This window comes from Pseudarthrobacter sp. SORGH_AS 212 (assembly GCF_030818145.1).
Classification (GTDB): Bacteria; Actinomycetota; Actinomycetes; order Actinomycetales; family Micrococcaceae; genus Arthrobacter.
The window spans coordinates 2,808,296-2,832,054 of sequence record NZ_JAUTAA010000001.1 but is presented as its reverse complement, the minus strand read 5'-3'; the positions used below and the strand labels follow the sequence as shown (position 1 = coordinate 2,832,054).

Annotated in this window: 28 protein-coding genes; 19 read left to right on the top strand and 9 right to left on the bottom strand. The window is 66.8% G+C overall.

Translation table 11 applies throughout. The features are described from left to right. Positions 1-3: 3 nt before the first annotated feature. A complete protein-coding gene (locus QE394_RS12910; RefSeq protein ID WP_056078025.1) occupies positions 4-402 on the bottom strand; it encodes a hypothetical protein in 399 nt (132 codons plus the stop codon). An 84-nt stretch (positions 403-486) separates the two neighbouring features. Here QE394_RS12910 and QE394_RS12905 point away from each other — a divergent pair, with 84 nt between their 5' ends. Further along, positions 487-723 carry a DUF2630 family protein gene (locus QE394_RS12905; protein ID WP_056078022.1) on the top strand — a complete coding sequence of 79 codons (237 nt, stop codon included), beginning with the start codon at positions 487-489 and terminating at the stop codon, positions 721-723. A gap of 48 nt (positions 724-771) precedes the next feature. After that, the gene (locus QE394_RS12900) at positions 772-1,566 is read left to right on the top strand and encodes a carbon-nitrogen hydrolase family protein (RefSeq protein WP_349034714.1); all 795 of its coding nucleotides are present in this window, start codon (positions 772-774) and stop codon (positions 1,564-1,566) included. A gap of 18 nt (positions 1,567-1,584) precedes the next feature. Here the strand turns inward: QE394_RS12900 and QE394_RS12895 are convergent, their stop codons facing one another. Then, complete coding sequence (locus QE394_RS12895) at positions 1,585-2,406, bottom strand: alpha/beta hydrolase (RefSeq protein WP_349034713.1); 822 nt, start codon at positions 2,404-2,406, stop codon at positions 1,585-1,587. A gap of 351 nt (positions 2,407-2,757) precedes the next feature. Here QE394_RS12895 and QE394_RS12890 point away from each other — a divergent pair, with 351 nt between their 5' ends. Then, positions 2,758-4,131, top strand: coding sequence for an ammonium transporter (locus QE394_RS12890; protein ID WP_349034712.1), 1,374 nt, complete (start codon positions 2,758-2,760; stop codon positions 4,129-4,131). Between the two features lie 29 nt (positions 4,132-4,160). Here QE394_RS12890 and QE394_RS12885 read toward each other — a convergent pair whose 3' ends face one another. Continuing rightward, positions 4,161-4,790 (bottom strand): PadR family transcriptional regulator, encoded by a 630-nt coding sequence (locus QE394_RS12885; RefSeq protein ID WP_056078176.1) that lies wholly within the window; start codon positions 4,788-4,790, stop codon positions 4,161-4,163. A gap of 179 nt (positions 4,791-4,969) precedes the next feature. On the opposite strand from QE394_RS12885, the gene QE394_RS12880 reads away from it, so the two are divergent. Beyond that, positions 4,970-7,156, top strand: coding sequence for a transglycosylase domain-containing protein (locus QE394_RS12880; RefSeq protein ID WP_349034711.1), 2,187 nt, complete (start codon positions 4,970-4,972; stop codon positions 7,154-7,156). 535 nt (positions 7,157-7,691) lie between these two features. Further along, positions 7,692-8,297, top strand: coding sequence for a GNAT family N-acetyltransferase (locus QE394_RS12875; protein WP_349034710.1), 606 nt, complete (start codon positions 7,692-7,694; stop codon positions 8,295-8,297). Here QE394_RS12875 and QE394_RS12870 read toward each other — a convergent pair. Continuing rightward, positions 8,294-8,887, bottom strand: a complete 594-nt coding sequence (locus tag QE394_RS12870) for a DUF1992 domain-containing protein (RefSeq protein WP_056077719.1) — start codon at positions 8,885-8,887, stop codon at positions 8,294-8,296. The two genes, QE394_RS12875 and QE394_RS12870, sit on opposite strands and share 4 nt — an antisense overlap. Positions 8,888-9,010: 123 nt before the next feature. Between QE394_RS12870 and QE394_RS12865 the strand changes: the two genes are divergently transcribed. Beyond that, positions 9,011-11,413 carry a beta-galactosidase gene (locus QE394_RS12865; protein ID WP_349034709.1) on the top strand — a complete coding sequence of 801 codons (2,403 nt, stop codon included), beginning with the start codon at positions 9,011-9,013 and terminating at the stop codon, positions 11,411-11,413. Between the two features lie 99 nt (positions 11,414-11,512). On the opposite strand, the gene QE394_RS12860 is transcribed toward QE394_RS12865, so the two are convergent. Then, positions 11,513-12,010, bottom strand: a complete 498-nt coding sequence (locus tag QE394_RS12860) for an SRPBCC domain-containing protein (protein ID WP_056077726.1) — start codon at positions 12,008-12,010, stop codon at positions 11,513-11,515. 12 nt (positions 12,011-12,022) lie between these two features. Beyond that, positions 12,023-12,355 carry a metalloregulator ArsR/SmtB family transcription factor gene (locus QE394_RS12855; RefSeq protein ID WP_261620256.1) on the bottom strand — a complete coding sequence of 111 codons (333 nt, stop codon included), beginning with the start codon at positions 12,353-12,355 and terminating at the stop codon, positions 12,023-12,025. Between the two features lie 58 nt (positions 12,356-12,413). Between QE394_RS12855 and QE394_RS12850 the strand changes: the two genes are divergently transcribed. After that, positions 12,414-13,178: a Type 1 glutamine amidotransferase-like domain-containing protein gene (locus QE394_RS12850; RefSeq protein ID WP_349034708.1), complete on the top strand. Its 765-nt coding sequence runs from the start codon at positions 12,414-12,416 to the stop codon at positions 13,176-13,178. A gap of 47 nt (positions 13,179-13,225) precedes the next feature. Here the strand turns inward: QE394_RS12850 and QE394_RS12845 are convergent, their stop codons facing one another. Next, positions 13,226-13,957 (bottom strand): GAF and ANTAR domain-containing protein, encoded by a 732-nt coding sequence (locus QE394_RS12845; protein WP_056077732.1) that lies wholly within the window; start codon positions 13,955-13,957, stop codon positions 13,226-13,228. Positions 13,958-14,542: 585 nt separating this feature from the next. On the opposite strand from QE394_RS12845, the gene QE394_RS12840 reads away from it, so the two are divergent. The 12 genes from QE394_RS12840 to QE394_RS12785 all read left to right on the top strand — a co-directional run bounded on the left by QE394_RS12840 (position 14,543) and on the right by QE394_RS12785 (position 21,380). Continuing rightward, positions 14,543-14,737 (top strand): hypothetical protein, encoded by a 195-nt coding sequence (locus QE394_RS12840; RefSeq protein ID WP_015938411.1) that lies wholly within the window; start codon positions 14,543-14,545, stop codon positions 14,735-14,737. 146 nt (positions 14,738-14,883) lie between these two features. Further along, on the top strand, positions 14,884-15,744 hold the full coding sequence (locus QE394_RS12835) for a CPBP family glutamic-type intramembrane protease (RefSeq protein WP_349034707.1): 861 nt from the start codon (positions 14,884-14,886) through the stop codon (positions 15,742-15,744). 129 nt (positions 15,745-15,873) lie between these two features. Further along, positions 15,874-16,422: an Asp23/Gls24 family envelope stress response protein gene (locus tag QE394_RS12830; protein WP_349034706.1), complete on the top strand. Its 549-nt coding sequence runs from the start codon at positions 15,874-15,876 to the stop codon at positions 16,420-16,422. Beyond that, positions 16,419-16,610 carry a DUF2273 domain-containing protein gene (locus tag QE394_RS12825; RefSeq protein ID WP_349034705.1) on the top strand — a complete coding sequence of 64 codons (192 nt, stop codon included), beginning with the start codon at positions 16,419-16,421 and terminating at the stop codon, positions 16,608-16,610. The genes QE394_RS12830 and QE394_RS12825 overlap by 4 nt, the downstream gene beginning before the upstream one ends. After that, entirely contained in the window at positions 16,607-16,912 is a 306-nt protein-coding gene (locus QE394_RS12820; RefSeq protein WP_056077741.1) for a hypothetical protein, read from the top strand. The genes QE394_RS12825 and QE394_RS12820 overlap by 4 nt, the downstream gene beginning before the upstream one ends. A 99-nt stretch (positions 16,913-17,011) precedes the next feature. Then, a complete protein-coding gene (locus QE394_RS12815; RefSeq protein WP_349034704.1) occupies positions 17,012-17,587 on the top strand; it encodes a hypothetical protein in 576 nt (191 codons plus the stop codon). Further along, positions 17,584-18,204, top strand: a complete 621-nt coding sequence (locus QE394_RS12810) for a hypothetical protein (protein ID WP_349034703.1) — start codon at positions 17,584-17,586, stop codon at positions 18,202-18,204. The genes QE394_RS12815 and QE394_RS12810 overlap by 4 nt, the downstream gene beginning before the upstream one ends. Positions 18,205-18,267: 63 nt before the next feature. Beyond that, positions 18,268-18,498, top strand: coding sequence for a CsbD family protein (locus tag QE394_RS12805; protein ID WP_045731032.1), 231 nt, complete (start codon positions 18,268-18,270; stop codon positions 18,496-18,498). A gap of 132 nt (positions 18,499-18,630) precedes the next feature. After that, positions 18,631-19,218, top strand: coding sequence for a sigma-70 family RNA polymerase sigma factor (locus QE394_RS12800; RefSeq protein WP_349034702.1), 588 nt, complete (start codon positions 18,631-18,633; stop codon positions 19,216-19,218). Continuing rightward, positions 19,215-19,796, top strand: coding sequence for an Asp23/Gls24 family envelope stress response protein (locus QE394_RS12795; protein ID WP_349034701.1), 582 nt, complete (start codon positions 19,215-19,217; stop codon positions 19,794-19,796). Before QE394_RS12800 ends, QE394_RS12795 begins: the two co-directional genes overlap by 4 nt. After that, positions 19,793-20,218: a hypothetical protein gene (locus tag QE394_RS12790; protein WP_349034700.1), complete on the top strand. Its 426-nt coding sequence runs from the start codon at positions 19,793-19,795 to the stop codon at positions 20,216-20,218. Before QE394_RS12795 ends, QE394_RS12790 begins: the two co-directional genes overlap by 4 nt. Before the next feature lie 88 nt (positions 20,219-20,306). Beyond that, positions 20,307-21,380 (top strand): LacI family DNA-binding transcriptional regulator, encoded by a 1,074-nt coding sequence (locus tag QE394_RS12785; RefSeq protein WP_261620248.1) that lies wholly within the window; start codon positions 20,307-20,309, stop codon positions 21,378-21,380. A gap of 50 nt (positions 21,381-21,430) precedes the next feature. Here the strand turns inward: QE394_RS12785 and QE394_RS12780 are convergent, their stop codons facing one another. Together QE394_RS12780 and QE394_RS12775 are read right to left on the bottom strand one after the other, a co-directional pair. Continuing rightward, entirely contained in the window at positions 21,431-22,825 is a 1,395-nt protein-coding gene (locus tag QE394_RS12780; RefSeq protein ID WP_349034699.1) for a glycoside hydrolase family 32 protein, read from the bottom strand. Positions 22,826-22,849: 24 nt separating this feature from the next. Next, positions 22,850-23,755, bottom strand: a complete 906-nt coding sequence (locus tag QE394_RS12775; RefSeq protein WP_349034698.1) for a carbohydrate ABC transporter permease — start codon at positions 23,753-23,755, stop codon at positions 22,850-22,852. Positions 23,756-23,759: the final 4 nt, after the last annotated feature.

The following is a 23,759-nucleotide window of genomic DNA, read 5'->3' as shown; positions in this document are numbered from 1 at the left end:
CCGCTAGAACATGGGGAGGACGAAGCCTGCCAGCAGCGCCACGGAACCAATGGCCGTCAGCACCCGCCCCAGCACCGAGGCTGTCTTCCCGGCTTCCTCAGGCGGAGTGATCTGCCACTGCGTGGGGCGCTTGGGATGGTAGTAGATGGGCAGGGTCCCGCCGACTTCCAGGTCCCTGATGTCATGGGGCGACATGGGGGCATTGTGCACCTGGTGCTTACGGTCCAGCCACCTGAATCCCACGCCGGTTTTGTCCGAGTACACCACGGCCTCGGCCACGTCCCAGGGGTGCACGAAGCGGCGCTGGAAGCCCACGTAAAACAGCAGCAGCAAGCCAACGGGCAGGCACATCCACGTCAGCATTTCCAGGATTGGTCCTGCCATATCGAGCACATCGGGCATGACCTTGATGGTACCGCCCGGGGGCTGGTGGCATCTGCACAGACTCCGTACGCTGAGGAGACCGGTCCGGACGAAGGGGAAAGCATGAACGACGAAGACATCCTGACGCGTATACAGGCCCTCGTGGACGAGGAGCATTCACTTCGGGAGGGGCCAGGGGACGGCCAGGCACCGGACCACGCCAGGTTGCGCCAGGTGGAGATCAGCCTGGACCAGTGCTGGGACCTGCTGCGGCAGCGCCGCGCGAAAAAGGACTCCGGCGAGAACCCGGATGAAGCCGAGACCCGTCCCGTCAGCGAGGTGGAGGGTTACAAGCAGTAGCCCGGGGCCAGGGCGTGCATGATGGATACAACAGATCGGAGTTCATGGATGCGTCTCGCAGTCGCCCAAATCATCAGCAGCGCCGATACGGCAGCCAACCTGGAGCTCATCCGGGACTACGCCACGCAGGCCAAGGCGGCCGGCGCGGAGTTGGTGGTTTTTCCCGAAGCCGCCATGCGTGCTTTCGGACATTCGCTGACCGATATCGCCGAGCCGCTGGACGGGCCGTGGGCGGACAAGGTCCGCGCCATCGCCACTGAACTGGACATTGCGATCGTTGCCGGGATGTTCACGCCGGGGAAGGACGGCCGCGTCCGCAACACCCTCCTGGTCGCCGGGCCCGGCCTGGACACCTCCTACGACAAGGTGCACCTGTTTGATGCTTTCGGTTTCACCGAGTCCAGGACGGTCGACGCCGGCCAGAGCCCGGTGACGTTTGAGCTCAACGGGACGGTCTTCGGCCTGGCCACCTGCTACGACGTCCGTTTCCCGGCCCTCTTCACGGCCAATGCCCGCGCCGGGGCGCAGGTGAACATCGTCTGCGCGTCCTGGGGTGCCGGCGAAGGTAAAGCAGAGCAGTGGGACCTCCTGGTGCGCGCCAGGGCGCTGGACAGCACCACGTTCGTGGTGGCCTGCGGCCAGGGCGACCCCGAAACCATCGGCGCCGGGCCCGCAGGCAGCGCCCCCACCGGGATCGGCCACAGCGCCGTCGTCTCCCCGCTGGGCAGCGCCCTGGTCACGTTGGGCGGAAGGCCGGAACTCGCCGTCGTGGACGTCGATCCCGCCGTCGTTGAGGATGTACGCACGAAGCTGCCCGTACTGGCCAACGCCCGCCAGTTCTAGGGGCAGGCCCGTCCCCCGTCAAAGCCCTTCGCGGTCCAGGAAACCGCGGAGGGCACGCACCCAGTCGTCGAAGGCATCCAGATGGGCGTCATGCGACGCTTCGGGCAGGTCAACCCGGGAAACCCGGTGACCCTGCTGCACGAACGCGTCCTTGGCGTCCGGGGTGAACATCCCCCGGCCGCCGTAGACCACCAAAGCCGGCGCCTGGACTGCATGCCATTCCTTCCAGCGGGACGCGGCCAGCCCGGCCGCCGCTTCCGCCATGATTTCCGGATCGAACCTCGGCCAGAAGCCGTCCGACCGCTCCTCGAGGTCCTCGGCCCAAGCACGGGCCAACGGGCCATCCCCCAGGAAGCTGCGCGCCGCTCCCCGGCTGCTGAACGGCGTCGGCCAGGACCTGAAGTACTCCCCCATGGCCCGGTGACCGTCCGGGTCTCCGCCGGCCGCGCCGCACTCCAGGAGGACCAGGCCGCCCACCAGGTCGGGGCGCTCCGCCGCGACGAGCATGGCCGTGTGCGCCCCCATTGACTGGCCAACCAAAACCACCGGTCCACCAACGTGCTCGATGACGCTGACAACATCCGAAACATAATCCGACCGCGCAACGCCGGGAGGGACGCGGGTGCTGCCCCCATGGCCGCGGAGATCCACGGGAATGGCACGGTACTCGGGGAGGGCGGCCGCCGTCGGAAAGAATTCGCGGGCGCTCCCCGCCAGGCCGTGCAGCATCACCACGGCAGGCCCGTCGCCACCCGGGTCATAGCACTTCAGCTCGACGCCGGGAGCAGGGGTGACGGTGAACGCAGCCATGCCCGTTCCAAGGTTCGTCAGCGGCGGCATGGTGCCACGCTACGGCACGCAGAAGCGTCCGACGGCGGTGAGTTGCCGTTCACGGGCAGGAAACCTTGGCCTCTGGAGGCACGACGGCGGGAGCTCACCTTGGGATTCCCCTGCGTTACCTTCGGCTGCGGGCCCGGCAGGCCAGGCGACGGCTGGCTGGGCCGTGCCGGTGGGAGTGCGTTTACATGACCGAAACATTGCCGACACGCGAACTTCACGCAGACGCGTTTTGCGTAACGCAATGGCAACTTTCCGCAGCATCGGTTGAAACACAGGCACCGAAAAATAGACCCCGGGGGAAAAGCCGGGGTGGCACATCGCCCCGTTGAATCTCATGCGAAGGGACCACCGGTGGAGATCTCTGCCCAACACGTCTGGCTGCTTATCTCGGCAGCGATGGTATTGCTGATGACCCCCGGGCTCGGTCTCTTCTACGGTGGCATGACCCGCGCCAAGGCCGCGCTGAACATGATCATGATGAGCTTCATCTCGGCCGGCATTGTTGGCGTGGTGTGGATCCTCTGGGGCTATTCAATGACCACCGGCGAGGGCATCCTGGGTCTCTTCGGCAATCCGTTCACCAGCTTCGGGCTGCAGAACCTGATGGGCTCTCCGGACCTGATCAAGGCCGGCTACAGCGCAACCTTCGCCATCATCACCGTGGCCCTGATCAGCGGCGCTATCGCAGACCGCGCCAAGTTCAGCGCCTGGGCCGTGTTCGTGCCGGTATGGATCACCCTGATCTACTGCCCCCTCGCCTACATGATCTGGGGCGGCGGACTGATGAGCGCAGGCGGTGCAGTGACGGCCATCTTCGGCCAGGTCATCGACTTCGCGGGTGGCGCCGTGGTGGAAATCAGCTCCGGCACGGCCGCGCTGGTGCTCGCCGTCATCGTGGGCCAGCGCCACGGCTTCGCCAAGGACCCCAACCACCGCCCGCACAACCTCCCTTTCATCATGCTTGGTGCGGCCCTGCTGTGGTTTGGCTGGTTCGGATTCAACGGCGGTGCGGCGAGCAGCGCCGAACAGGCCGGCCTTATCTGGATCAACACCCTGGTAACACCTGCCGCAGCCATGCTCAGCTGGCTGGTGACAGAGAAGATCCGCCACGGCCACCCCACGTCCCTGGGGGCCGCCTCCGGCGTGGTGGCCGGCCTCGTGGCGATCACGCCTTCCTGCGCCAATATCAGCCCGGTGTCCGCAATCGGCCTGGGGCTGGTGGCAGGTGCTGCGTGCGCCATCTTCGTTGACCTCAAGTACCGCTTCGGGCTCGATGACTCGCTGGACGTTGTGGGCGTCCACCTCGGCGCCGGACTCATCGGCACCTTGGCACTCGGGTTTATTGCCCTGCCGGCAGACGGCCAGGGCGGAGGTCTTTTCTACGGCGGCGGCGTGCAGCAGCTCATTGCCCAGACGGCGGCAGTAGTCATCACGCTGTTGGTCTCAGGGCTGGGCACCCTTGTGATCGGCCGTGCCATCAACAAGACCATCGGCTTCCGGGTCAGCCACGAGGCCGAGACGGCCGGCGTGGACCTGTCCGAGCACGCCGAGAGCGCCTACGCATTCAACGAGGTGGGCGCCGGGTTCAACCCGTTGCGGGCGGTATTCGGCCACATTCCGGCCAGCGGACAATCCGCAGGCCGCCAGGCCGCCGAGGGTTCAGACCGCCAGGTTTCAGACACCCCGGGCTCGGACCGCCAGGCAAAGGAAGATACTTTCGCCTGACGGCCGCCCGTGCTCCGGCAGCCCCGCCACTAGTCCGCCAGGATCTTGTAGAGCGCCCGCCGGGTTTCGTCCAGCTTCTCGATGGCTGCGGTCCGCTGTTCCTCCGTGACACCGCTGCGGAACTGATGGATAACGCCCATCAGCTTGCCGATGCTGTGGTGGAACTCGCGGTCCGATCCTTCCGGGACGGCGCTCCATGCACTGTCCATCTCCTCCGCGTGCCCGGCCACGTACTCTCGGCCGGCCTCGGTGAGTGAGAACTCGGTGCCACGGCCTTCACTCATGGCCTCGATCAGCCCCTCGTCCACCAGTTGCTGGAGTGTGGGGTAGATGGAGCCCGGGCTTGGTCGCCAGGCTCCCTCGGTCTTTTCAGCGATGGTCTTGATCAGCCCGTAACCATTCGACGGTGACTCCGCCAGGAGCGAGAGGATGGCGGCGCGAACGTCGCCACGGCTTGCCCGCCGCCCCCCACGCCCGAATCCCGGACCGAAACCCGGGCCAAAGCCAGCCCCGAAACCAGGACCGAACCCGGGACCAAAACCTGGGCCGAACCCGCCCCCGCCGCGGTGACCATGCGGTCCCCGGCGTCCCCTGCCTCGTTCAAACCGGCCCTTTGCGAACTCTGGACCGGGGAATTTTTCGTCAGAAATGCCTCTCATGATGGCATCCACCTTTCGATTCTCATATTTACGCCGATCTCTTCGGCGATACTTAACGATATGTCGTTAAGTATCGCCGGTCAAGTGTTTTTTGTGATCGTATCCTGACCTTCGAAGTTCTGGATCAGCCCATCCGAGCGGCGTAGGCTGGACGCACCTCCAAGCTTGAGGGCTGACAGATGGCGAAGAAGAAGAAGAAGCGCAGAAGCGGTTTCGGCGCCGCCCTGGGACGGTTCGTGGGGTTCCTCGCAGCCAGTGCCATGTGTGGCGTGCTGGTGGCCAGCCTGGTTGTCCCGGCAGTTGCGGCAGCCGGGATCGGAGTAAGCAATTCGATCGGCTTCTTCGAGGGCCTGCCCAAAGAGCTGACGGTCCAGCCGCCGTCGCAATCCACCAGGGTACTCACCTCCGACGGCCAGCCGATCGCGACGTTCTACGCCGAGAACCGTGTGCGGATTCCACTGGACCAGATGTCGCCGTACATCAAGGACGCCATCATCTCCATTGAGGACAGCAGGTTCTACGAGCACGCGGGAATCGACCCCCAGGGCATCCTCCGGGCGGTAATCGCCAACGTGACGAAAGGGGACCAGCAGGGTGCATCCACGATCACGCAGCAGTACGTCACCAATGTGGTCAATGAGGCCCGGCTGTCCCAGGACCGGCCTGACGAAGTGGTCCTGAGTGGCCAGAAAGACATGGGCGACAAGTTGCGGGAGATGAGGCTGGCCATCGCCCTGGAAAAGAAGTACAGCAAGGACCAGATCCTTGAGGGGTACCTGAACATCGTCTTCTTCAACAGCGATGCCTATGGCGTCGAGGCCGCGGCACGCTACTTCTTCGGCACCACCGCAAAAGACCTAACGCTGCCGCAGGCCGCCCTCTTGGCCGGCCTGGTCAACAGCCCCACCTTCTACAACCCGGCCATCAACCCAGAGAACTCGCTGGCCCGCCGCAACCAGGTCCTTGACGAAATGCTCCGCCTGAAGAAAATCACCCAGGCCCAGCATGACGAAGCACAAGCCACGCCGGTGGAACTCAAGATCACGCCGGAACGGCAAGGCTGCGCCAATGCCGCCATGGCCCCCTACTTCTGCGACTACATCTCCCACCTCATCCTCAACAACCCGGCCTTCGGGCCCAACCAAATCGAGCGCGAGCGCAAGCTGTACCGGGGTGGTCTTACGATCGTCACCACCTTGGACAGCAGGCTGCAGGCGGCGGCACAAGCCCAGGTGGATAGCACAGCGGGCGCCAATCCGGACAAGTGGGGTGCAGCCCTGGTCACGGTACAACCGGGAACGGGCAAGATCCTGGCCATGGCGCAGAACACCGTGTTCCTGCCAGACCCGGGCAAGTTTGACACGCAGCTGAACTTCAACGTTGATGCCCGGGATCCGCAGGGGAACGACCTGAATGGGGCGGGTGGTTTCCAGACCGGATCCACCATGAAGCCATTCACTTTCGCGGAGTGGCTCAACGAGGGCAAGTCCCTGACCACAGAGATTGATGCTTCACGGCGCGTATATCCGCTCGGGTTCCCATGGCGCTCCACCTGCGGCAAGGTGCTGGGCGCCTACAGCACAGCGCAAAACAACCCCGAGCTGGGTGCGGCCGATGACCTGCAGAATTCGGAGGAGGGCTTCTACCGGAAGATGCCCATCAATTACGGCCTCTACAACTCGATCAATACGGCCACCTTCGCGTCGGCCGCACAGCTGGATTTCTGCGGCATCCAAAAGATGGTTGACGCAGTGGGCCTGCACAGCGGCCTGGATGGGACACCCATCAACATGCACCAGCTGGGCAACCTGCTGGGAGCTACGGGCGTGGCGCCCCTCCACCTGGCCAACGCCTTCGCCACCTTCGCCAACGACGGCCGCTACTGCAACCCCATCGCCTTGCTGGACATCAAGGACGCTGCGGGCGGAAAGCTTCCCGCCCAAACAACCGAGTGCAGGGACGCCGTGAAGCCGGATGTGGCACGCGGCGTCAACAGCGTCCTTCAGGACGTGTTGGTGAGGGGTTCCGGCTTCTGGATCCAGCCGAAGGTTCACGACAAGTGGCCCACGGCTGCCAAGACCGGCACCTCGAACAACAACGGCGCCACCTGGATTGTGGGGTACACCAGCGGCCTGGCCACGGCGTCCTTTTTCGGGGACGCACTTGAGGGGCAGAAACGTGCCGGCCAAAACGTCACCATCAACGGAACGTTCTATCCCCGCCTCGACGGGTACATGATCGCCGGCCCGCAGTGGGCAAACTACATGCTGAAGGCGGTTCCGCTATATCCCGCTGCGCCATTCCCTGGGCCTCCCCAGTCAATGATCGGGCCGAGTCCGACACCCACCCCCGCTCCCAAGCGGTAGGACGCCGGGCTGGCTGCTTGAATTCGGCTTCACCCGGCAGGCGTTGGTCCGGCCATGCCGAGCACCTCCACGGTGTCGCGTGCGGCTTCGGCCATGGCAGAGGCTACCGCCTTAGGGCCGTAAGAGGATGACATACGGTGCTGTGCCCGGTGATGCAGTATCTGGCCCGTGGGCAAAGTAGGACCACGGCGGCGCTGTTGTTTCGTGCCCGCGCCAGGGAGGACTGCCCGGCGTGGGACGTGGGTCGAGTGTTTCGGACTAAGGGTTCCCGGGAGTGGTGGTGCGGTGGAGTAGTAGGGGACCAACACCCGCGCGACCGGCAAGAGAAGGACCACGGGCAATCGGGGCCTGCACGGCAGCCGCGCGGAGTCCCGCGGGCGAAGGAACATGGGCAGCCGCATTCCCCGCCTCCGCTGCCGCCACGCCAACCGTCTCCATGACCAAAGTCTTCCAGCACCCACTGACATTCCCCACGCCCCAAAGCCCTATGTGGAAAAGCGGTGCTTCCGGGAGGATCACGTGCACAATAAACGGCGTGGAGAACCTTGAAACAGAGCGGCTGATACTTCGGCCCTGGGAGCCCGCGGATGCCGACTTTGTGCTGGATCTGTACTCCCGCTGGGAGGTGCAACGCTTCATCGGAAACCCGCCCCGCGTGATGGCAGACCGCGGTGAGGCCGAGGAACGCATCCGGATGTGGCGTGCCATGGAACATCCGGTCCACGCCGTCTGGGCCGTGCAGCTGAAAGGCACAGCCCAACCACCAAACCGCGCGCAACAAACTAGCGCAGCGCAGCCGAAAGTCCCCGGGCACAGCCAGCCCGCACTCGCCGGGACGCTGCTCCTCAAGTCCATTCCGGCGTCGGGCGCTGAACTCCCGCTGCAGCCGTCGGGGGATACGGAGATCGGCTGGCACTTCCACCCGGACCACTGGGGAAAGGGGTACGCCACCGAGGCCGGGGCGGCGGTCCTCAGCTACGCGTTCTCAAGCGGCCTGCCCAGAGTGGTGGCTGTAACAAACCCCGCCAATGCAGCGTCGCAAAGCGTGTGCACCAGGATCGGCCTGATCCACCAGGGGCAGACCAGCAGGTACTACAACGCCCTGTGCCAGCTGTACGAACTGGCCAACCCGGCAGCCTAGCCCGGCCCCTTCCAGAGCCGCTGCCACCAGGAGCGCTCAGGAATGGGCTCCTCAACCACCTCAGGCGTCCGCGAGGCACGCCTGGCCCGCCACCGCTCCACCTGTTCCTCCACGTCCCGGGTCATTGTGACCACCGGCGGCCCGCCCTGGAGCTGGCGGCGCGCATCAATGACTCGGCGGTTAAAATCCGTCACGAGGTCGCGGACCTGCTGTTCGGTGTACTGCGCATCCAACTGGGCGTCGAGCCCGGCGTCCTCCGCCCGGAGCAGGATGGCAGGCGGTCCCAGCCCGCTGATGTTCTCGCGCTGCAGCAGGCCCTTGACCCACCAGTCGGGATCGTAGGATTCCCCCAGCCCGGGAATCGGCTTGCCGGCGTACTTGAGGTCATCGAACTTTCCCTGCGCCATCGCGTCCCGGACCAGGTACTCGGCCCGGGCTGGGTCGCTGACTTTGCGGCGCTTCTCCCGCTCCTTGGCGTCAAGCGCGTCCAGGGCGGCTTCTTCCTCCGAGCTGATGCCCGCCCCGCGGTAGGAGCGGACCCCGGCCGCGCGCTCCAGCCGCTTCCGGTATTCAGACGTCCCACCGCCCACCTGTGTCACCGCCTTGCCTTGGTTGATGCCCTCCTCCCAGTATTTCGAAGCATCGCGCCGGGTTCAACGCCCTGCAGGGACCACACCAAGAAAGCGTTTCCCGAGTGTGCAATACTTCCTCCCATGCCATCACCCTCCAGCGGTTCCCCGTCCGTCCTGCGCGCCGCCCACACGCCGTGGGAAACTCCCCTGACGTTGCCGGCAATGAGCAACACCGTTGACCGTCACCACCGCTACCGCGTCACCAACCGCTACCTGGAGGCCGGGGGGCAGCCCGTCCTTCCTGTGTCAGGCGAGCTGCATTACAGCAGGGTGCCGCGGGCGCGGTGGGAGGAGCGGCTGCGGCTGATGAAGGCCGGCGGCATCACGGTGGTGGCCACCTACACTTTCTGGATCCACCATGAGCAGACCGAAGGCAAGGTGAGGTTCGACGGCGGACTGGACGTGGGTGCGTTTGTCCGGCTGTGCGCAGAGATCGGCTTGGACGTGGTCCTGCGCATCGGTCCCTGGTGCCACGGCGAGGTCCGCAACGGCGGCTTCCCGGACTGGGTGCAGGAGGCGCCGGTCCAGCACCGCACCAACGATCCCGCCTACCTGGAACTGGTGAAGGGCTGGTTCGGACACCTCGGGGAAGAACTCCACCAGCTGACCGGACCGGACACCAACGTGATGGGCATCCAGCTGGAAAACGAGCTGTACGACCAGCCGGGCCACATCCTGGAGCTCAAGAAACTGGCCAGGAACGCCGGCCTGACAGCACCCATCTGGACGGCCACGGCCTGGGGTGGCGCGGACCTGCCGGCCGGGGAGGTCCTCCCCCTGTTTGGCGGCTACGGCGACGGGTTCTGGGTAGATGCGGACGCCCCCTGGGATCCCACGTTCCGCGAGCACTACTTCTTCAGCCATGTCTGGGATGATCCGGGAATTGGTGCAGACATCCGCGAGTTCGTCGGCAACGGCGCCGAGGATCCAGGCAGCATGGGCGGCGGGAACGGCGCAGCGGCACCTGCACCCCGGACACCGTCGGCCCTTTTCCCGCCGGCCACGTGCGAGCTGGCGGGTGGCATGGCCACGGCTTACCAGCGCCGCCCCTGGCCGCAGGGGCTGGACGTGGCAGCCGTGGCACACAACAAGATTGGCAACGGCTCCGCCTGGCAGGGCTACTACATGTTCGCCGGCGGGACTAATCCTGCCGACGGGCTCCAGGAATCCCAGGAAACCGGCTACCCGAACGACCTGCCCCGGTTCGACTACGACTTCCACGCCCCCATCGGCGCGTCCGGACGCCTGGCCGGCAGCTTCGCCGCCCTGCGCAAGCAGCACGCCTTCCTGGCAGCCTTCGGCGACCGGCTGGCGCAGATGCCGTCATCCCTCCCCGAGGCCCAGCCGCACGGCATCGGGGACACCACCACCCTCCGCTGGGCACTACGTTCCGACGGCACCGCCGGCTTCGTGTTCATCACGTGGCACCAGCCGCACATTCCTCTGCCCACCTACGAAGACGCCCGCTTCGAGATAGCGCTCGACGGCGGCCCGGTCACCTTTCCGGGACAGCCGGTGGAGATCCCCGCGGGCACCGTGGCGCACTGGCCGGTGAACCTCGAGGTGGCCGGCGTGACCCTCGCCTGGGCCACGGCCTCCCCACTGACGTTCCTGGAGCCCTCCGCCGAGGACCCGGATTCGCTCCCCACCCTGGTCCTCGCGGCCGAGCCCGGAATACCCGTGGAGCTCTGCTTCGCCGCCAGCACAGAGGTCCATGGCGCTGGAGGATCGGACGCTGCGGGCTCCTACCGGATCCACGGCAACGAACCCGTGGTTGCCACAGCACGGTGCGGGGATGCCCGGCTGGACATCCTGGTCCTCCCGGCGGAGGCGGTGGACACTGCCTGGGTCCTGGGCAGCACCGCCCGGCGTGAACTGATCCTCGCCGGCGATCCGGTGTGGCTGGATGGGACCGGCAACCTCGCTGGCCGGTCCAGGGCCACCCCTGAAGTACTGCGCTACCGCCCGGGGGCACGCTCATTCGAGCCGGCGGCCGCACTCCCGGCACTTCCGGGGGTCCCGGCCACGGGCAGCGTGGAAGTGGCCGCCGAGCTGCTCAAGGCGGCGGGCACTGTCCCCGCAACCTACGGTTCCTCCGCCAACCGGGCCGCGGCGCCGGACCCAGCGCTGATTACGGAGCTGGCCCAGGCTTACCGGCTGCCCCTTCCCGGCCAGGCGCTGGCCGGGGTACACACCGAGCTGGAAATCCACTGGGCCGGGGACGTGGCCAGGTTGCTGGTGGACGGCGCGGCAGTGGCCGACAGGTTCTGGGACGGCTCCCCCTGGGTCATTAACGTGTCCGACGCCGGTATTGGGCCCGGCGCCGATGTCACCCTGCAGATCCTCCCGCTTTCCCCGGCGGCCAAGGTGGGGCTGCCCGCCGAGGCGCAACAGCGCCGGGAAGCATCGCAGGGCGACCTTGCCGCTCTGGATTCTGTCCGTCTGGTCGGCTGGACCGGCTGGCGGGAGGCGCCGGCGAAGTAACCCCGCCCGGCAGCGGGCCACTGCACGCGGAAGCGGACGACGCCGGGAGGCCCCGGCGTCGTCCGCTTCCGTTGTTTGCGGCGCAGTCAGCCCGCCGCCTCAGGCGTTGGCGTGCTCGGCGAGGATGCTGTCCATCTGGCCGACGGCCTCCTTGAGGCCTTCTTCCATGCCCATCGCCATGACCTGCTCAAGCTGTTCCTCGGACTCGAACGTGGACAGCATGGTCATTCGGGTCCGCTCCCCCACGGGCTCAAGAGTCACCGTGGCGTGGCTGATGCCGAATTCCGCGGTGGGGTTGCCGTCGCTGTCCGCAAAGCCGTCATCGAACTCGAGCTGGCGCGGCGCTGCGATGCTGGTGAACTCCCACCAGCCGTGCGCTTTGTCCCCTTCCGGCCCTGTCATGTAGTAGTTGGCCTTGCCGCCCGGCACGAACTCGTGCTTGTAGAAAGTTGCCGGATAGGTGGGCGGCCCCCACCAGCGCTCCAGCTGCCGCGGGTCCTCGAAGAGCTGCCAGACGCGTTCCACGCCGGCGTCGAACTCGGCGACCAGGGTAAGGCTCAGGGCCTCGGGATTCTTATCCGTACTGATGACTGTCATGGCAGTGCCTTCCTAACCTTCAGCGAGAATGTCGGCCATCCGGGCGGCGCGTTGCCGCCAGATGTGTTCGTATTCGTCGAGCAGCCAGCGGGCTTTCTGCAGGCCTTCATGATTACCCCGCACAATCTGCTCCCTTCCGCGCTTCTCCTTGGTCACCAGGGAGGCACGCTCCAACACCGCAACATGCTTTTGGACTGCGGCGAAGCTCATGGCATAAAGCGCTGCGAGGCCGGAGACTGAAAACTCACCAACGGTCACCCGGCGGACGATGTCGCGGCGGGTGGAATCGGCGAACGCCTGGAAGAGGCGGTCCAGTTCGGTTTCTCGGAGCTGATCTACAACCATTTGGTTGTACGATAGTCCGCCGCGGACGGCGTGTCAACGGTTCTGTATCTTGAGGGGCATGAGCATTTTCCTGGTCGGCGCCGGGCCGGACGCTGAATCGTTCCCCGAAGTGTTTGACCTGTTTGCCGCCGAGGTGGAGCTGAGGGCAGGCCCGGGACGGAGGGCCCGCATCGCCGTGGTGGTTCATGACAGCGGCGGCGCCCCGATGACCCGGCTGCCGGAGTATGCCGGTCCGCTGCAGGAGCGGGTTGATTGCGACGTGGTTCCCGTACTGCTCGGCAACGGCGGCCCGGCTGATCCCGCGGCGTTCGCCGAAGTGGACGGCGTGGTGGTGGGCGGCGGCCTTACGCCTGCCTACCTGCGGGGCATCGGGAATGCGTCCCCAACGCTTGCACAACTGGTGCGACGCGGCGTTCCCTACCTCGGCTTTTCCGCCGGTGCCATGGTGGCTCCGGGACGGGCCCTGATCGGTGGATACCGCATCGACGGGATCGAGGTTTGCGGCGAGGAATGCTCCGAGGGCCTGGTCGACCTGGAGGTCCGCGAGGGCCTGGGGATTGCCCCGTTCGCGGTGGATGTCCACGCCGCACAGGCCGGAACGTTGAGCCGGGCCGTCGGCGCCGTGGCGGCCGGACTGGTGGACCATGCCGTGGCGATCGATGAAGGCACGGCCATCATCCTGGCCGCGGCGGAGGCCGGGGACTACACGGTGATCGGAGCGGGCACGTGCTGGGACATCCGGGAACGCCCTGGCCGCGGGCCGGGCCTTGGCGGAGGAGCCGCCGTGGTCACCGCGCGGACGGCGGGACCGGCGCGGAACTAACGACGACGGCGCCCGCCGCCGTCGGCCGTCCCCGCCGGGGCGGGCGCCTACTCGAAGTGGGTCTGGATGCGGTCTCCGGAGAGCTGTTGGATCAGCTCTGCAGCCACATCGCGGAGTTTGCGGTTCCGGTTGCTGGACACCCTGGTGAGGATTTCCATGGCCTCGGCCTGGGAGCAGCGGTTCTGCGCAATGATGACGCCGCAGGCGAGGTTGATGGCGGTCCTGCTTTCCAGCGCCGCCTCCAGGTCATCCGCACGGTTCTGGGCCCTGTTGAGCCGTACGGAGAGATTGAAGGTGTTACGGGCCGAGGCCGCGAAACCCACGGCCTTCGCGTAGACGTCCTCGGTGAACGCACCCGGCTTGTCAGCGAAGAAGTTCAGGGCCGCACTTGCACCTTCGGTGATCTCCAGCGGAACGCCCAGCGTACTGTGAACGCCGGACTCGAGCAGCGCCTTGCTGTAGGCGGGCCAGCGCTCGTCCACAGTGACGTTTTCCACGAGCACCGGGGCCATCTCGCGGATCGCCTCGATGCAGGGGCCGTCACCCAGGGCCTGCTCAACCCGGTCCAGGTCCACAGCCCGCTCGCTGCTGCCGGCGGCGGTTGCAGGCCGCCGTTGGATTTTGAGCGTGACCGCACATTCGATGCGGTCGTTGGCAGCCTCGGAGACAGCGGCAGCGGCAATTCCGGACAGCCCGGAGAGAAACTCCACCACACTCTCGGCGCCCGTCAGGACCTCTTGAAGTTCATGGACAACGTTGATGTCAGCCGGTTTCGACATGCGCCCATACTACTGCGGCAGCCGATCGGATGGACTTCCCGACCGGCAGTATCGGTTGGCCTTGCCGGCGGTCCGGATGGGCTGGCGGAGAAACCGGAAGAATAGTCCGGGCTGCCACGCCCCGGATTACGCCGCACCACGCCCTTCTCCCGCTACCGCCCTCCTGCCCGCCGCCCCAAGGCACAGGTGTGTGATGAGTTTCACCTGCAATATTCGGCCATCTGGTTGGGCGGCCCCCAAAGCCTTGTGCACTATGGAAGGGCAGGGCTGGATGTTATCCGGCCTTCTACCCACCTGGTGAAGCGATGAAGCGCACCGGTGCGCCCCCGGCCGCCGACGCCTCAGAGCTCGACCAGGCCGCTTCCCGGCTTCCGGCCGGGCATCACAGAAAGTACAGAACCGTGAATCCCGTGCCGCCGCGTGGGCCCGGTGTGATTGCTCACATTGCGGCCAAATTGGTTGCCAACTCCGGCAGGGGCATGCACCATGGAAGAACGGGAATGCGCTTTCCCAACTAATTGCCTCACCGACGAGGACCCGGCCTGTTCAGCCAGGCCGCCCACCGCAAGAAATGGAAGTTGAATAATGACGTTCGATGCCACTCACTCCGTAACCCTGAAGATCTGGGACAAGGCAGCCCTCCACCACACCCTTGATGCTGCCATCAGCGACCTCTCCTCCCGCCACAACACCACCACCTGCCAGGTGGCGGTTACCTGCAGTGGCCCGAACACCTTCACGCTGAGCCTGCGCAACAGCGGCGCCCTGGCCACCGCCTAGGCAGCCAGCACTGCCGCAGAAGCGGACGACGACGGGCCCGCCCGTCGTCGTCCGCTTTCTTTTTGGCCGCCTCCGCCAGCAGGCGTCCAGCGGAGCAGGGCTTCCAGTAGAGTCGTGGCAACAACCGCGACACAAAGGTTTGGAAGATGCAGGCTGGCGGTAAATCCATGCGCACGCCCTCGTCGGATCCCGATGCGGGGCAGGTTGGGGCGGCGCCCGTCCGGGCGAGGGTGGCCGTTGTTCCGGCGGCGATGCTGTCAGCCGCGGGATTCCTCCTTTTCGCCCGCGAAGACCGGATCTCCGGCTTCATCCTCCTGGCAGCCGCCCTTGCCCTGGCGGGATTCCTCGGCCGGAGGCTTCTGATCGATCTGGCCCTGATCGCCGTGGGGCTAACAGCCATGAGCCTGGTGCCCATCACCACGGATATCAGCACCGAACACATGGCCACCATGGGTACCGCCATGGTTTTGGCGGTGGGCATCCCCTACGCCACCTCCCGTTTCATCACCAAGGACCACGCCATCCGGTTCCCCATCCGGACCGGGCAGCGGTGGACGCGGGCGGAAAAGTGGTACCTGCCGGCGGTCCTGGTGATCGGCTACGCCCTGATGCCCGTATACATGATCCGGACCGGCGTTTACGGGAACTGGCCTGCGGTCAGTGACGCTGACGGCATTGCCCGGCTTTTCCTGGGCACCAACGTCCTGGGTATCTGGGACGAACTGTTCTTCATCTGCACCACCTTCACGCTGCTCCGCCGGCACCTTCCGGATTGGCAGGCCAACCTGCTTCAGGCCGTGCTGTTCACATCATTCCTGTGGGAACTCGGCTTCCATGCCTGGGCGCCTTTCTTCATCTTCCCGTTCGCCCTGCTGCAGGCCCGGCTGTTCACGGTGACCAAGTCGCTGTCCTACATTGTCAGCGTCCACCTATTGTTCGACTTCGTGCTGTTCCTGGTCCTGATCCACGCGCACAACCGCGAATGGATCAACATTTTCCTGTACTGACGGCTTCACAATGAGCGTGATTCACGTCACACGCAAATGACCGTGACGATCTTCCGCCCTGCTGCGTCTTACCTGTAACGGCGCAAACCCGCGCCTGGAACAGAACGCCAACCGAGCAGGAGTGACGTAATGACCACGCAGACCAACGCCAGCACACAGCAGACCGGCAACGCACAGCCGAACGCAGCACAGAACACCACCGCGCAGACCAGCACGGCAGCAGGCAACACCTCGCAGAAGAAGCCGGCAGCCACCCACCCCCTGGGCACCTCCGAGGGCCACGACGGCCGCGGCCGCACCACCGTCGCCGACGGCGTTGTGGCAAAGATCGCCGGCATCGCCATCCAGGAAATCGAGGGCGTGCACGCCTTGGGCGGGGGCGCTGCCCGGGCCATCGGAAACCTGCGCGAGCGGGTGGGCCAGAAGGACCTCACCCAGGGCGTGAGCGTTGAGGTGGGCCAGACCCAGGTGGCCGTGGACGTGACCCTGGTGGTTGAGTACCCGCACCCCCTCCAGCAGGTGGCGGACAACGCCCGCGACGCCGTCTACTCCGCCGTGGAGGACCTTGTGGGCATGGAAGTGACCGAGGTCAACATCACCATCACGGACATCCACGTCCCGTCCGAGGACAACGACGGCGAGGCTGAAGACGCCAGCCACGAACCGAGGGTGGCATGACCCCGGTCATCGGCGGTGCGGCAGCCGGGGCAGTCCTGGCGGTAGTGGCGCTGGCCTTCGGATTCTGGGGCTTCGTTTTGACCCTGCTCTTCATGGGCATTGGAGCTGTCCTGGGACGCGCAGCCGAGGGCCGCCTGGACCTGGCGGCGGTGTTCGACGCCCTGCGCGGCCGCCGCACGTCGTCGTGAACCGCCAGGGCCACACCCGCATCGCCCCGGCCGCCCTCCGGAAAACCGTGGAAGCCGTGACGTCCCAGGCGTTCGGCATTTCCCAAACCGACGTTTCCGCTTCACTGCGGGACGACGCAGGGAAGCTGGGCGTGGACCTCCTGGTCCGCCTGCCGGCACCAACCCTGCTGGCGCCAGCCCCGGAGGGACGGCCACCCCTGTTCGAACAGGCGGACACGGCCCGGCTGAAGATTTCCTTCATGGGGCGCCAGGTCACAGGCATGGAGATCGGCAAGATCAACATCAGGCTCGGGGCTGCATGAGAAGCCTTCTCCCGGCGGCGCACAGGCTGCCCGCGGCCAGGGCTGCAGCGCCGATTATCAGCAGCACACCCAGCAACCCACCAGGAGGTCACCGTGGGCATGGCCCGAACCCATAGCAGGATTGTCCGGCGGGAAACGCACTCATCGCGCGCCGGGCTCTCCGCCGCCACCGCGGTGCTCCTCCTGGCCGTCTTCCTGTGGCTGGGCACCGAAAGTGTCCTCGCCCTGCTGGGACAGGACGCCCTGGTGGCCAGCCCCGGCCGGCTTGCCGATGCTGCGGCCACAGTGCCGCAAACCACGCAACCTGGCGAACTGACCGCGGCCGGGGTTGCCACCGCCGTCCTGGGCCTCACCCTGTTAGTGGCGGCGTTCAAGGGCGGCCGGAAGGGACGCCGGGCCATGCAGGCCGAACGGGCCGCGGTGGTTGTCGACGACCAGGTCATCGCAGCAGCCGTCTCGCGGCAGGTGCAGTTGACCGCCAAACTCGCCCCCGAACAGGTTGCCACCACCATCAGCCGGGCCCGCGCCCAAATAGCCATCCGGCCGACGTCGGGCGCTCCCCTGGACCGCGAAGCCGTCACCCGGGCTGCGGCAGAGGAGATCGATTCCTGCCGCCTGGGACGGAAACTCAACACCGATATCCGCATCGCCACCGAAGGAGCACTGGGACGATGAACCACACCAACCGCGCCCTGAACCGCTTCTTCCTGGCCGCCACTGGCCTGGTCCTGCTGGCCGCCGGCACCCTCACCGCGGGTGCCGGCATGGACGCCGGCATCCGGGACCGCTGGAGTTCCGTCAGCACCAACCTATTGGGGGGCTGGCGGAACCTGCGGGGCACCGCACCTCTGCAGGAACCCCTGGGCAGCTGGTGGGCACTGGCCGTGCCCGCCGTGCTGCTCCTCGGCGCCGCGGCCAGCATCATGTGGCTGACCCGGCAGGGCGGCGGGCGGACCAGTGAGGCAGCCCGGCAGCGGGACCCCGAACTCGGGGACACCGCCGTCGACATTTCCTACCTCGAATCCGCCGTGGAGGCCGCGCTGGAAGGCAACCGGGCCGTCGTCGGCAGCTCCGTGTCTGCCTGGCGCGGACGCGGCCGGCGGCGCACCACAACCCAAGGACTGCGCATCACCCTGCAGGCACGGCGCGGAGCGTCTCCGCGCGAGGTGGCCGACCTCGCCGAGGCACTGGTCACCGGCATTGAAGCCCTGCTGGGCCATCGCACCACCGTTCTGGTCCGAATAGCAGGTGGAACCAGGACACGGCTGGCGGGTGCACACCGCACCAGCTAGCAAACGCTGCTGTGTCCAGGACACACAGGAGCACAACAGGAACACCGAGAGAAGGGCATCATCATGGGACTCGACGACAAGATCAACAACGCCGCCACCAACCACGCGGGCGCCGCCAAGGAAGGCGTAGGCAAGCTCACGGGCAACGAACGGCTGGAGCGCGAAGGCCAGCACGACCAGGCCCAGGCAAAGGTCCAGGAAGCCGGCGAGAAGGTCAAGGACGCTGCCAAGGACATCGGCCACAACCTCAAGGAAGCTGCGGAGAAGGTCAAGGAAAGCTTCCGCAAGGAGTAGCCAGCCCCCGGACGGCAGGCGCGTTGCAGCCAACCATGGCGCAACGCGCCCTGCCGCCAGTCCGCTCGTCCGGCGCGCGCCCGTTTCAAGCCTATGCAGGCAGGCGAGCACCGATTATGAAAGCAGAGTCAGGTGACAGGAACACCCTTGGTGCGGGACCAGTTGGACCTGGTCCCCGATGCCATCCTGGCCGGCAGGGCAGCCGACGGCGATACAGCGGCTTTCGAGGCCCTCGCCCGGCGGTACGGGCCGCACATGCGCGCATGCGCCCGCCGGCTGACCGGACAGTACGCCGATGCCGACGACGTGGTCCAGGAGGCCCTGGTCCAGGCCTGGAAGCAGCTTGAATCGCTGCGCGAACCCGCTGCGGTGAAGGGCTGGCTGCTCCGGCTGACGGGCAGCAGGAGCATCGACTACCTGCGCCGGCGCAGGAACCACACCAGCCTGTCGGCGCTGGAAGAGGGCGGAGCAGGACGTGAACCTGCAGCCGCCGCGCCCGGCCCCGAGTCGTCCGCCGTGGCTGCCTCGGGTACCGAAGCCCTAAAGGCCGCCCTGTCCCGGCTGCCCGAGGAACAGCGCCGCTGCTGGGTACTTAAAGAGTTCAACGGACAAAGCTATGAGCAGATTGCGCAGACCCTGAACATCAGCCCAGCCAGTGTCCGGGGCCGCCTTGCCCGGGCCCGGATTACACTGGTCCGCGAAATGGAAGGATGGCGATGAGCATCCCCCACGACACGTTCGAGTGCGGGCACACACTCGAGGAGTTGAGCCAGTACCTGGATACCGGTGACTTCCCCGACCTCCGCCACCTTGAGACCTGCCCTGATTGCCGCAACGGCCTCGACTCGCTGCGCCGGCTCTCCACCGCCGGCAGCGAGCTGTTCAGCAAGGACCTTGCCGAGGCCGGCAGCGGCAACGACGACTGGATGAAGGACATCCTCGCCAACCTCAAGCTCGAGCTCCGGCCCGGGCGTTCCATCCCGCTGCGGTCCGAGCACCCGGCGGACACCCTTACCGAAACGGAAGGCTCGGTCCTCGCCCTGGTCCGTTCCGTCACCGACCTTGCGCCCGGGGCCGTGGCGGGCAGGGTCCGGCTTGAAGGAGATGTCACCGTCCCGGGCGAAGCCATCACCGTCAACCTGGACCTTGCCGTCGCCTTCGGCAATCCACTGCTGGGCAGCGCGGAAGCACTCCGGCAAGACCTCGGGGAAGCCCTGGCCCGGCATACCGAGCTGAACATCGCCACCATCGACATCACCATTACCGACGTGATCGATACTCCCCGGGAGGAACCATGACAGTGCCGGCGCAGCCACCCACCGCGAAGCGGGAAGAACTTCCGGCCAACAGGCAGGCAGGGCTGCCGGGCGGCGCTGCACCGGGTTCCCTGCGGGCCGCCGTCCTGGGCGTGGAGGGCGTCACCGACGTCTTTCCGTCCCGGCCCTTGTGGCAGCGGCTGCCCGCCGGAGCCCTGTCGCTGCTGCAGCAGGCAGCGCGTCAGCAGGGTGCCGGAGACCAGGGCGCAGGGGATCCCGACGACGGCCCGCTGGTTGAAGCCCGGGCGGACGGCAGTGCCACGGACGTGACAGTCCGCATCGGCGTGGGTGCCGACGCCCGGACTCCGGACGTGGTGCGGGCGGTGGCCGCGGTGGTCCGCACCCACTTTGCGCCCGCTGAGGTTTCGGTGAAGGTCACCGTGGCGCGCATATCCCCCGAGTAGCGGGAGCTGGGGACGTGCGGCGGCAGCGCATCCTCACACGCGTTAGGTAAACTTCAGCATCACTGTTGTTTGCCACCAGAGGATCACCATGAATCGCAAGGCCACCGCACTGGACGTCGCCAAGCTGGCCGGTGTTTCGCGAAGCGCTGTCTCCCTGGTCCTCAACGGACGCGGTGACGGCAACGTGGCGCTGGAAAGCCAGCAGCGGATCCGCGAAGCTGCCGCCACCCTGAACTACACGCCCAACAAGATCGCCCTGAGCCTGCGGAACCGGCAGTCCCGGATCATCGGCATCGTCTCGGACCAGGTGGTCACCAGCCCGTTCGACGGCAACATCATCGCCGGAGCGGACGCTGTGGCCCGTGAACATGGCTTCGTCACCGTGGTGATGGACACCGAGCTGGACGGGTCCCGGGACGAAGGAGCAGTGGAAACCCTGTTGGACCGGCAGGTGGACGGGCTAATGTACGTCACGGTGGGCCTGCGTCCGCTGCACGTTCCGGCGAACATGGAGCGGGTGCCGTCCATCCTGGCCAACTGTTTTGATGACCGCCCCGAAGCTGGCGTTGGAGCGGTGATTCCGGACGAGGTCCGCGGCGGCCGGGAGGCCGCCGAGCACGTCATGTCTCTCGGCCACCGGGACATCGCGTTCCTGGCCGGTGACTCGCTCACGCCCGCGGCTCCGCGCCGGATCGAGGGCTACCGGGATGCGTTCCTCCGGGCGGGACTGCCTGTGAACGAGGCAAGGGTCCTGCAGGTGGGCTGGGACATTGACGCCGGATTCCACGGGACGATGAAGCTTTTGGACGGCGTCGGGGCCGGCCGCCGCCCCACCGCCATCCTGTGTGCGAACGACCGCCTGGCCATTGGCGTGGTACTGGCCTGCTACCGGCTGGGCCTGAGCGTCCCGCAGGACATCTCCGTTATGGGCTACGACGACGAATTCCGCGTGGCCAAGCCCATGGTGCCCGCACTAAGCACCATGGCCTTGCCGCTGCGCGAGATGGGCGCCGTCGCCATGACCGCGCTGCTGGGCGACGTCACACAGCACCGGGCGCAGTTGGACGATCACGGCGTGCCAGGCGGCAGCGGCACCGAAACGATGGTGCCCTGCCGCCTGGTGGTCCGCGAGTCCACCGGCCCGGTACCTGCGGAGCGCTAAGCAACATGCGCCGAGAACCGGGCGTTGAAAGCGGACGCTAAAGCCCTGCGCTAGGGCTGGCTCAGCTCCCACACGTCTGCCGTAGTGCCGGCCGGAAGCAGCAGCTGCCACGTCTCCCCCGCCGCCGGGTACGCGCGGAGGGTGGTTGCCACGGCCCCGGTGCGGTAGACCTCCGCCAGCGAGGCGTCCACGTAGATCCGCAGTTCCTCGCCTTCGGCAAGGGGTCCGCTGAAAACGGTCTGTTTCCCGCCCTCGCCCACCAGCAGGAGTTCGACGGCGGCATCCCCGGCAGTGGCATCCAGCGCGCCGGCGGCGTGGGTCACCACGGCTTCGGCGAACGGCGGCAGTTCCACGCGGCCTTCGGCCGAGCGGGCCACCGGGTCTCCGCGGTAAGCCTCGATTTCCGGGGCAGGTGTGACGGCCAGGGCCCCGTCCACCACAGACAGCTCCCGCGGGAAAGTGAGCACTCCGGCCCAGCCGGCGGCGTCGATTTCTTCCTGGCTGCGGCCACGGCGCCCGTCGCGGCCGGGCCCTTCGTTGGCCCAGCCCCACAGCAGGGCACGGCCCCCGAGGGCAACAACCTGAGGGGCGTAGAAGTCCCGGCCCTGGTCCGAGGACCCACCGCCGCGGGGCGTAAACACCGGCAGTCCCGTGGCAGGGTCTTCGGTGAGCGAGCCGATCAGGTGGCCCACCCCGTTGGCGTGCTCGTGGGCGTCGCCGGAGAGCCACAGGGAGAACATCATCAGCCACGTGTCCTCGCCGGAGGCATCAGGCACCTGGACCAGCTGCGGGCACTCCCAGATCTCAGCGGGCGTGAACCGCGATGCAACCGGGTTTTCCGTGGTGAGCCAGATGCCCTGGTACTTCCAGTCGGACAGGTCCTCCACCGTGTAGAGGAGCAGCGCGGCGTGTCCGTTGGCCAGGCCGGCGCCCTGCATGGCGTACCGCTTGCCGTTGAAACGGAAGATGAAGGGGTCCCGCACCGCCGTGACGTCTCCGCCGTCGGGCATCCGGGCCGCAACGTGCCCGGTCTGGTCCCAATCCACAAGGTCCTGCGAACCGCGGGCGATGACCACCTCGGAGTGCCCGCCGTCACCGCGGACGCCCGAGTACGCTGCGGTGGGGACACCGTCGTCGTCCGTCACCACGCCTGTCCAGCAGCCGTACTCGTCCGGCCCGCCCGGCTGGGGGCGCAGTGCGACGGGGTGTTCTTCCCATCGCACCAGGTCCGCGGAGCTGACATGCCCCCAGGCAATCCTGTGGTGCCGGGCCGAATCCGGGTTGTACTGGAAGAAGACGTGGTACCGGCCATTGATGAGGCTGATGCCGTTGGGATCGTTGATCCAGCCCCGGGCAGGGCGCGGGTGGAACCGCGGGAAGGCTGCATCGGGGTGGGCGGCGGCGACGTCGTCGAAGGAGATGGCGGCGAGGTCCGGGGTGGGCATGGCGGAGCCTTTCGGGTGGGTAGGTTATTTGCCGGTGCCGGCGGTGAGGCCGGCCTGGAGTGCGCGCTGGCCGAACATGAAGACCACCAGCGCCGGGATCATTGACAGGACAACGCCTGCCAGGACCACCGAGATGCTGCCGGTGCCCAGGTTGCCCTGGAGCGAGACGAGGCCCAGCGGAAGCGTGAAGTTCTGTTCGGAGATGGTGAGGATGAGGGGACGGAAGAACTCGTTCCAGTGGAAGTTGAACGCCAGGATCCCCACGATCGCCATGCCGGGCATGGCCAGCGGCGCGTAGACCGAGCGGAAGGTCCGCCAGGGTGAGGCACCGTCGATCGAGGCGGCCTCGGCCAGCTCCGTGGGCAGTCCCAGGAAGTACTGCCGCATCAGGAAGGTGCCGAACGCCGTCGGGATGGCCGGCAGGATCAGCGCCAGGAGGGTATCGGACAGGCCCATGCCGCGGATCAGCATGAAGACGGGCACGATGGTCACCTGCACCGGCACCATCATGGTGGCCAGGACGATGGAGAACAGTGCGCCGCGGCCGCGGAACTTCAGGTGGGCGAAGGCGTAGCCGGCCAGCGCCGCGGACACCATCTGGCCCACGGCGATCAGGCCGGTGACCAGGGCGCTGTTGAGGACCAGCAGGAAGATGTTCAGCTGCTGGAACACCTGGCTGTAGGACGTGAAGTCAGGGTTCCAGGGGATGAACGACGGCGGCAGCTTGAAGGATTCCGACGGCGAACGCAGCGAGGTGGACAGCGTCCACAGCACCGGTCCCAGGGTCACGGCCGCGGCGATCAGCAGCAGGACCACGCGGAGGGCGGTGTTCCAGCTGAATCTGCGCCCGTTAGTGCGGACGGCCGGGAGGCCTGCGGAGAGCCGGGGCGTGGGCCCGGAGGCCAGGCCGTGCTCAGTGGTGGTGGTCATGGCT